The sequence below is a fragment of the Burkholderia sp. FL-7-2-10-S1-D7 genome (genome assembly GCF_001524185.1).
Lineage (GTDB): Bacteria > Pseudomonadota > Gammaproteobacteria > Burkholderiales > Burkholderiaceae > Burkholderia > Burkholderia diffusa.
Window position 1 is genome coordinate 56,394 of record NZ_LOWY01000079.1, and the last position, 9,230, is coordinate 65,623.

The window sequence follows — 9,230 nt, forward strand, 5'->3', positions numbered from 1 at the left end:
CGATCCGAGGACGATATGGGATACAAGCTTGAAACGCTGGCGCTCGCCGCGGACCGCGACGTGACCGACGAAAAGTCGGTCGCACCGGCGATCCACTATTCGGCGGTATTCAAGGCCGCCGGCAGCGAGGAATTCGCGGAGATGTCGAGCGTGCCGCAGCATCCGCGCAACTACACGCGCTACGGCAATCCGGTTCACGAGCGCGTGAAGGCGATCATGGCGGAACTCGAGGGCACCGAGACCGCGCTCGTCACGGCATCCGGAATGGGCGCGATCGCGACCGCGATCCTCAGTGTCGTGAAGGCCGGCGATCATGTGGTCGGCCAGACGCGTCATTACATGAGCACCACGAAGCTGCTCGACGACATGCTTCGCCGGTTCGGCGTCGAGGTGACGTTCGTCGACCAGACGGACGTGGCCGCGTTCGATCGCGCGATCCGGCCGAACACGCGGCTGATCGTGCTCGAGTCGCCGGTCAATCCGCTGCTGCTCGTGACCGACATCGCCGCGGTGACCGAAATCGCAAGAGCCCGCGGCATCCTCACGCTCGCGGACAACACGTTCGCGTCGCCGATCAATCAGCAGCCGCACCGGCTCGGTGTCGACATCGTCGTGCACAGCGCGACCAAATATCTGGGCGGCCATCACGACCTGACGGGCGGCGTGATCTGCACGAGCCGCGTGCTCGCCGAGCAGATCTGGCATACGCACATCACGCTCGGGGCGGTGCTGTCGCCGATGGACGCGTGGCTGCTGCTGCGCGGGCTGCGCACGCTGCCGATGCGCGTCGAGCGGATCAACGCGAACGCTCAGGCGCTCGCCGAATTCCTCGAAGCTCACCCGAAGATCGAGCGCGTGTTCTATCCGGGCCTGCGCAGCCATCCGCAGCATGGGCTCGCAAGCCGGCAGATGCGCGGTTTCGGCGGCGTGGTCGCGTTCGGTGTGCGGGGCAGCTACGGCGAAGCGCAGCGCTTTGTCGAGGCGCTGCGCTTGCCGCTGAATGCAGGCAATCTCGGCGGCGTCGATTCGCTCGCGATCCATACGGCATCCATGTGGGCGGGCACGATGTCGGCGGAGCAGATGCGCGCTGCCGACATCCCGCTCAATTTCATTCGCTATTCGGTTGGCATCGAGCACATCGACGACCTGAAAAGCGATGTCGCGCAAGCATTGGAGCAGATCTGACACGGGCCCGCGCGCACGCTCGATCGACGCCCCTCGCGCGTCGCGCCGGCCTTTGAATCGATTCGCGCACGAGATGCGCGGATTGCAACGACGGAGCACGGACTATGGATGACATCACGGTACTCGACGGCGGCATGGGCCGCGAACTGGCGCGGATGGGCGCGCCGTTCAGACAGCCGGAATGGTCGGCGCTCGCGCTGATGGAAGCGCCGCATTACGTCGGCCTTGCGCACGACGCATTCATCGCGGCGGGTGCCGACGTGATCACCGCGAACAGCTATGCGGTCGTACCGTTCCATATCGGCGAGGAGCGGTTCCGTCGCGACGGTGTCGCGCTCGCGGCCCTTGCCGGGCAACTCGCGCGGCAAGCGGCGGACCGCGTGGGGCGGCCGGTGCGCGTCGCAGGATCGCTTCCGCCGACCGGCGGTTCCTACCGCCCCGACCTGTTCGACGCAGCGCGCGCGGATGCGATCCTGGCGACGCTCGTCGATGGGCTCGATCCATACGTCGACCTGTGGCTGGCCGAGACGCAGAGCCTGACCGACGAGATCGGCGCGGTCCGGCGTGCGCTCGATGCGAATCCGAAGCCGCTGTGGGTCTCGTTCACGCTGCGCGACGACGTCGATGCAGGTGCCGCGCCGGTACTACGATCGGGACAAACGCTCGACGAAGCGATCGACGCCGCCGTGTCCGCGCGCGCGACCGCGCTGCTGTTCAACTGCAGCCAGCCGGAAGTGATGGGTGCGGCGATCGAGACGGCGCAGCGCACGCTCGCGGGAGCGGGAACGTCGCTCGTGATCGGCGCCTATGCGAACGCGTTTCCGCCTCAGCGCGCCGATGCGCGCGCGAACGAGGAGCTCGACGGCCTGCGCGGCGACATCGATCCGCCCGGCTATGCAAGATGGGCAGAGCAGTGGCTTGCGCTGGGCGCGCGGATCGTCGGCGGGTGTTGCGGAATCGGCCCCGGCCACATCGCGGCATTGCGCGACATGGTCGATGCGCGCGGCGCCGGGCACACCGGATTCGGCCAATGAAGATCGACGGCCTGGACCAGAAGATAATCGACGCATTGTGCGCCGATGCGCGGATTCCGCTCGCGGTGTTGGCCGACAGGATCGGTCTGTCCAGGCAGGCGGTCCGGAACCGGATCGACCGGCTCGAAGCGCTGAACGTCATCGCAGGCTATACGGTGCGGCTCGCAGTGCCCGACGATGTCGTGCCGGTGCGCGCCGTGATGCTCGTGTATCGCAAGGACCGGATGCGCGGCGCGGACGTGCTCGCCGCGCTCGAGCGAATCGCCGAGGTGCGCGATTGCGCGGTCCTCAGCGGCGAGGTCGATTTGCTGGTGCAGATCGAGGCGGCCACACACGAGCGCATCAGCGACATCTGGGCAACGATCAGCGCGATGGACGGCGTGCAAAACATGACGACCAGTTTCGTGCTCGACTCCGTTGTCCACAAGCGCTGACTCAACCGGCGCAATGGGAAAAGGGCAGGTGGGGGGCTGCTCGTCGCCCGGTTCGGCGTCCGTGTCGGCGTATCGAAGCCACGCGGCGCTGGAGCGGCTTGCCGCCCGCTCCGCGCGCGTGGCCGGACTCAGGCTTTCAGTGCACCGAAGATTTCATTGAGCATCGACTTCGCGTCGCCGAACAACATGCGGTTGTTGTCCTTGTAGAACAGCGGATTGTCGACGCCCGCATAGCCGGACGCCATGCTGCGCTTCATCACGATCGACGTCTTCGCCTTCCACACTTCCAGCACCGGCATGCCGGCGATCGGGCTCGATGGGTCGTCCTGCGCGGCCGGGTTCACGATGTCGTTCGCGCCGATCACCATCGACACGTCGGCCTCGGGGAAGTCGCCGTTGATCTCGTCCATCTCCAGCACGATGTCGTACGGCACCTTCGCTTCCGCCAGCAGCACGTTCATGTGCCCCGGCATGCGGCCCGCAACCGGGTGGATCGCGAAACGCACGTCGACGCCCTTCTCGCGCAGCAGCTTCGTCAGCTCGAACACCGTGTGCTGAGCCTGTGCAACGGCCATCCCATAGCCGGGTACGATGATCACGCGCTTCGCTTCGCGCAGCAGCTCGGCCGTCTCCGCCGCGCTCACCGCGACCGCCTCGCCGGCCGGCTGTGCGGCGCCGCCGCCGGCTGCAGCCGGTGCGCCCGCGCCGCTGCCGAAGCCGCCCGCGATCACGCTGATGAAGTTGCGGTTCATCGCGCGGCACATGATGTACGACAGGATCGCACCGGACGAGCCCACCAGCGCGCCGATCACGATCAGCAGGTCGTTGCCGAGCATGAAGCCGGTGGCCGCCGCCGCCCACCCCGAGTAGCTGTTGAGCATCGACACCACGACCGGCATGTCCGCGCCGCCGATCGCCATCACCATGTGCACGCCGAACAGCAGCGAGATCACGGTCATCACGACGAGCGGCAGCATGCCGTCCTGGATCGTTTCGGCATGCAGGAACGCGCGGCCGTAGTAGATCACGATCAGCAGCGCGGCCAGATTCATCCAGTGCCGCGCCGGCAGCAGCAGCGGCTTGCCGCCGATCTTGCCCGACAGCTTGCCGAACGCGATGATCGAGCCCGCGAAGGTGATGGCACCGATCAGGATGCCGACATAAATCTCGACCTCATGAATGGCCTTCTCCGCGCCGGTGAATTGCAGCGACGTGTCGATATAGCTCGCGAAGCCAACCAGGCAGGCCGCGAGGCCGACCAGGCTGTGCATCAGCGCGACCAGTTCCGGCATCTGCGTCATCTGCACTTTCTTCGCGGCGTACAGACCGACCGCGCCGCCGACGACGAGCGCGGCGATCACGTACGGAATGCCCGCGGCCGATACGCGCGGCCCGGCCACGGTGGCCAGCACGGCGATCAGCATGCCGATCATGCCGAGCAGGTTGCCGCGGCGCGCGGTTTCGGGGTTCGCGAGGCCGCCGAGGCTCAGGATGAACAGGATCGCGGCGCCGATATAGGAGACGGTAGTCAGGTTGGAAGTCATTGTTGTCGTCCCCTTATTTGCGGAACATCGCCAGCATGCGCCGCGTGACCGCGAAGCCGCCGAACATGTTGACGGCCGTGAGCGTGAGCGCGCCCACTGCCAGGCCGAGGATCAGCCCGGACGGGCGGTCGCCCGCGTTGGCCAGCTCACCGAGGGGCGGCGCGACCTGTACGAGCGCGCCGATCGCGATGATCGACGAGATCGCGTTGGTCACGCTCATCAGCGGCGTGTGCAGCGACGGCGTGACGTTCCAGATCACCATGTAGCCGACGAAGCACGCGAGCACGAACACCGTGAAGTGCGACAGGAAGCTGGCCGGCGCGAACTGGCCGACCAGCAGGAATGCCAGCGCGCCGATCGCGAACACGATCGCGAGCGCCTTGGCCGACATCGGCTCGCCGCTGTGGCCGTGGCCTTTCGACTTCGCCGGGGCGGCCGCCGCGGGTGCGGCTGCCGGGGGCTTGGGCGCGACGGCCGCCTGCTTGATCGGCGGCGGCGGCCAGGTGATGTTGCCTTCCTTGATCACGGTGAGGCCCCGGATCGCGTCGTCGTCGAAGTCGACGTTGATCGTGCCGTCCTTGGCCTTGCACAGCTCCTCGATCACGCGCAGCAGGTTCGTCGCATACAGCGTCGACGACTGCCGCGACAGGCGCGACGCGAGATCGGTATAGCCAACGATCGTCACGCCGTGGCGCACGACCGCCTCGCCGGGCACGGTGAGCTCGCAGTTGCCGCCCTGCTCGGCGGCCATGTCGACGATCACGCTGCCGGGCTTCATCGACTGCACCATCTCGGCGGTGATGAGCTTCGGCGCCGGCTTGCCGGGGATCAGCGCGGTGGTGATGATGATGTCGGCGTCCTTCGCCTGCTGCGCGTACATCGCGCGCTGCGCCTGCTGGAAGCCCTCGCTCATCACCTTCGCGTAGCCACCGCCGCCCGAGCCTTCCTCTTCGTAGTCGACCTTGACGAACTCGCCGCCCAGCGACTTGACCTGATCGGCCACCTCGGCGCGCGTGTCGTTCGCGCGCACGATCGCGCCGAGACTCGCGGAGGTACCGATCGCGGCCAGCCCGGCCACGCCCGCGCCGGCGATGAACACTTTGGCCGGCGGGATCTTGCCGGCTGCCGTGACCTGGCCGTTCAGGAAGCGGCCGAACGCATGCGCGGCCTCGATCACGGCGCGATAGCCGCTGATGCCGGCCATCGACGTGAGCGCGTCCATCTTCTGCGCGCGCGACAGCGTGCGCGGCAGCGAATCGATCGCCAGCACCGTGGCGCGCTTCGCGGCCAGCTGCTGCATCAACTCGGGGTTCTGCGCGGGCCACACGAAGCCGATCAGCGTGCCGCCCTCGCGCATCAGCGCGACTTCGTCGGCGCTCGGCGGGCGGACCTTGAACACGATATCGCTGCCGGACCAGAGCTCGGCGGCGGTGGCGGCGATGCTTGCACCGGCCGCGCGATACGCGTCGTCGTCAAAGTTCGCGCCGGCCCCGGCGCCGCTTTGAACGGCCACCGTAAAACCCAGCTTGATCAGTTTCTCGACCACTTCGGGGACGGACGCAACGCGCCGTTCCTGAGTGGCTGTCTCCAGAGGAATCCCAATCTGTAATGTCATAGTATGAAAGATGGGTGATAGATCGGTGATGGCCATCGCGAAGCGCTCGGGCCGGTGCGTCAAGGTACCAGAATCATGTGCGTGTTTAGTGCAGTGCGTCAAAAATAGCACGACAGTTCGCTTAATGCGGATAGAGTATGCTGCATAACGGTGAGGCTATCGGGGACACAAATGCGTCGAACGCGTTTTCCGATGTTCTGTTGCGTTTTATCCACGCGCGGGTGATATCGCGTCGGCCGAATGGATGTTGACGATGCGCTCGGACCATCGCTTCCACGGTGCGGCGCTGCCGCGCGGCGGGACTGCGCGGGCTTCCCATAACCGGCTTCCTGCGCGGTTTCCCATGGCCGGCTCCCCATTGGCGATTTCGACCGACCGGCTGGTCAATGGCTGGCTGCTTGTCGCAGGCGAATTCGTTGGTATCACGCGTCGATCGTCGGATCAGTTCAGCAGGCACCAGATCGCGAGGAACGGCGCGTGGCCGGAGCGCATCGCGTGCACTGCGCCAGGTGCATTGTGGATGCCGCCGCCGATCCCGGGATCTAACCACGCGCCGTTTTGCTGCCGGAATTCGCCGGCGGTCATGAGCACGTACGCTTCCTCCGGTGCGTGACCATGATCCGGATATCTGACGTCGGGCATCATCAACGAGAAGCCGAGCTGGATGTCGTCACGGCTTTCCGCGCCGCCGGGCCCGCAGATCATCCCGTTCACGTGCCCGTCGATGTAGTTCGGGCTGCCGTCCTTGCCGGACGTGCGACGCGACCATCCGATCACGGGTTCGAGCGACTTGATCAGCCGTGCGACGGTGGCGAACGTCGGGCTGACGCGCGCGACCGACTCGAGCGCCGGGTCGAGCCATTCGCATGCGGGGTATCGCACCGAGCGCCGCGTTCCGTTGTCCGACGGGGTCAGCAGCCGTGCGAATACTTGCGGCGCGAATGCGCGCGCGGCGGGTGGAAGCTTGTCCGACTCGAACAGATCGCCGGCGACTCGGACGAAATCCGCGATGTCTTTCGGGCGTACACTCATTCTGGTCTCTGCTCCCGCGCTCGCTTGGCCTGATGACTCGAAAGTCTACGCAGAAACCTGCCGGCCCGGACAGCGAAAAAGGGCGGCCGATTTGGCGCCGGCCGCCATGCGCCGGCCGCGACTTCCGTCCATCCCGAGGCGCCTTCGGCGACTTTCCATCATCAACGCCCGGTCTTCGGCTTCGCCGGCGATTCGAGGCGCCAGCCAACCCGTCCGGCCGGCACGCCGATTGCGTGTCGTTTGTGCCGCAATCGGCATCCGAACCCGCCGCCCGGACGCCCGTTCTCGCCGTCGCCGCGCGCATCGCGTGGCCGGTTTTGTCACCATGTGGGCCGGATATGACAATGGAAAACCGCCGGCGCGGCATTACGATGGGCCACGACGTCGCCTGGCGCTGGCCGGCTTTGCCGCAGCCGCCCGGGCCGCGCGCCTCATTCACTGCCTGATTTGGAACATCGACCATGAGCTATAACGCCCCTGTCAAGGACATGCTGTTCGTGCTGAAGGAACTCGCGGGCATCGACACCGTCGCGCAGTTGCCGGGCTTCGAGGAAGCCGGCTACGACACCGCGCAGGCCGTGCTCGACGAATCCGCGAAATTCTGCGGGGAAGTGCTGGCGCCGCTGAACGTCGAGGGCGACCGCAACCCGAGCAGCTGGAAGGACGGCGTCGTCACGGCGACGCCCGGCTTTGGCGCCGCGTTCCGCCAGTTCGTCGAAGGCGGCTGGCAAGGTTTGCAGCACCCGGCCGAATATGACGGCCAGGGGCTGCCGAAGCTGATCGCGACGCCGTGCATCGAGATGCTGAATGCGTCGAACCTGTCGTTCGCGCTGTGTCCGCTGCTCACCGACGGCGCGATCGAGGCGCTGCTGACGGCCGGCACCGACGAACAGAAGCAACGCTACGTGCCGAAGCTGATCTCGGGCGAATGGACCGGCACGATGAACCTGACCGAGCCGCAGGCCGGCTCGGACCTGGCGCTGGTGCGCTCGCGTGCCGAGCCGCAGGGCGACGGCACGTACAAGGTGTTCGGCACGAAGATCTTCATCACGTGGGGCGAGCACGACATGGCGGACAACATCGTCCACCTGGTGCTGGCGCGCACGCCGAACGCGCCCGAAGGCGTGAAGGGCATTTCGCTGTTCATCGTGCCGAAGTTCCTGGTCAACGAAGACGGCTCGCTCGGCGCACGCAACGACGTGCACTGCGTGTCGATCGAGCACAAGCTCGGGATCAAGGCGAGCCCGACCGCGGTGCTGCAATATGGCGACCACGGCGGCGCGGTCGGCTACCTGGTCGGCGAGGAGAATCGCGGCCTCGAATACATGTTCATCATGATGAACGCGGCGCGCTTCGGCGTCGGGATGCAGGGGATCGGCGTGGCCGACCGCGCATACCAGAAGGCCGCGGCATTCGCGAAGGAGCGCGTGCAGAGCCGCCCGGTCGACGGGTCGGCGAAGCAGTCGGTGACGATCATCCATCACCCGGACGTGCGCCGCATGCTCGGCACGATGCGCGCGCTGACCGAAGGCGCGCGGGCGCTGGCCTACGTCGCAGCCGCGCACAGCGACATTGCCCACCGCCATTCGGACGAGGCGACGCGCACGCGTCATCAGGCAATCTACGAATATCTGGTGCCGGTCGTGAAGGGCTGGAGCACGGAGATGGTGAACGACGTGGCGAGCCTGGGCGTGCAGGTGCATGGCGGGATGGGCTTCATCGAGGAAACCGGCGCCGCGCAGTACTACCGCGATGCGCGAATCCTCGCGATCTACGAAGGCACGACCGCGATCCAGGCGAACGACCTGGTCGGCCGCAAGACGATGCGCGACGGCGGCGCGGTGGCGAAGGCGCTGATCGCGGAGATCGGCGAGACCGTCGCGGCGCTCGGCAAGGTGGACGGCGCTGCGGCCGCGTCGATGAGGGCGCAGCTCGAGCAAGGCGCGCGCTCGCTGTCGACGGTGGTCGACTACGTGGTCGCGAACGTGAAGCAGGACCCGAACGCGGTGTTCGCGGGCAGCGTGCCGTACCTGAAGCTGGCGGGCGTGGTGCTGTGCGGATGGCAGATGGCGCGCGCGCTGCTGGCGGCGCACGCGAACCGCGCGAGCGACACGGCGTTCTTCGATGCGAAGATCGCGATCGCACAATGCTATGCGGAACACGTCCTCGTGCAGGCAGGCGGGCTCGAAGCGTCGATCGTCGGCGCGAAGGGCAACGAGAGCGTGCTCGCGTTGACGGAAGACCAGTTCTGACCGTAACGGTCGGGGCGCAGGAGGAGACAGGATTTTGACCACTCAGGACTTGCTCGCGCAATACGGCCCGCGCGAATCGATGGAATACGACGTCGTGATCGTCGGCGGCGGCCCCGCCGGGCTGTCGGCGGCGA

General features: G+C 66.8%; 7 protein-coding genes. 4 read left to right on the forward strand and 3 right to left on the reverse strand.

The window, feature by feature from the left end; genetic code table 11:
- The first annotated feature begins 15 nt into the window (after positions 1-15).
- From WS75_RS24145 to WS75_RS24155, 3 genes are all read left to right on the forward strand, one after another.
- Complete coding sequence (locus tag WS75_RS24145) at positions 16-1,185, forward strand: trans-sulfuration enzyme family protein (protein WP_059683960.1); 1,170 nt, start codon at positions 16-18, stop codon at positions 1,183-1,185.
- Between the two features lie 104 nt (positions 1,186-1,289).
- On the forward strand, positions 1,290-2,219 hold the full coding sequence (locus WS75_RS24150; protein ID WP_059683962.1) for a homocysteine S-methyltransferase family protein: 930 nt from the start codon (positions 1,290-1,292) through the stop codon (positions 2,217-2,219).
- The gene (locus WS75_RS24155) at positions 2,216-2,653 is read left to right on the forward strand and encodes an Lrp/AsnC family transcriptional regulator (protein ID WP_059683964.1); all 438 of its coding nucleotides are present in this window, start codon (positions 2,216-2,218) and stop codon (positions 2,651-2,653) included. The genes WS75_RS24150 and WS75_RS24155 overlap by 4 nt, the downstream gene beginning before the upstream one ends.
- A gap of 128 nt (positions 2,654-2,781) precedes the next feature.
- Here WS75_RS24155 and pntB read toward each other — a convergent pair whose 3' ends face one another.
- From pntB to WS75_RS24170, 3 genes are all read right to left on the reverse strand, one after another.
- A complete protein-coding gene (pntB, locus tag WS75_RS24160; protein ID WP_059683965.1) occupies positions 2,782-4,197 on the reverse strand; it encodes a Re/Si-specific NAD(P)(+) transhydrogenase subunit beta in 1,416 nt (471 codons plus the stop codon).
- A 13-nt stretch (positions 4,198-4,210) separates the two neighbouring features.
- Positions 4,211-5,812, reverse strand: a complete 1,602-nt coding sequence (locus tag WS75_RS24165) for a Re/Si-specific NAD(P)(+) transhydrogenase subunit alpha (protein WP_059683967.1) — start codon at positions 5,810-5,812, stop codon at positions 4,211-4,213.
- Positions 5,813-6,253: 441 nt separating this feature from the next.
- The gene (locus WS75_RS24170) at positions 6,254-6,844 is read right to left on the reverse strand and encodes a dimethylsulfonioproprionate lyase family protein (protein ID WP_059683970.1); all 591 of its coding nucleotides are present in this window, start codon (positions 6,842-6,844) and stop codon (positions 6,254-6,256) included.
- 461 nt (positions 6,845-7,305) lie between these two features.
- Here WS75_RS24170 and WS75_RS24175 point away from each other — a divergent pair, with 461 nt between their 5' ends.
- A complete protein-coding gene (locus WS75_RS24175; protein WP_059683972.1) occupies positions 7,306-9,096 on the forward strand; it encodes an acyl-CoA dehydrogenase in 1,791 nt (596 codons plus the stop codon).
- The last annotated feature ends 134 nt before the right edge of the window (positions 9,097-9,230 follow it).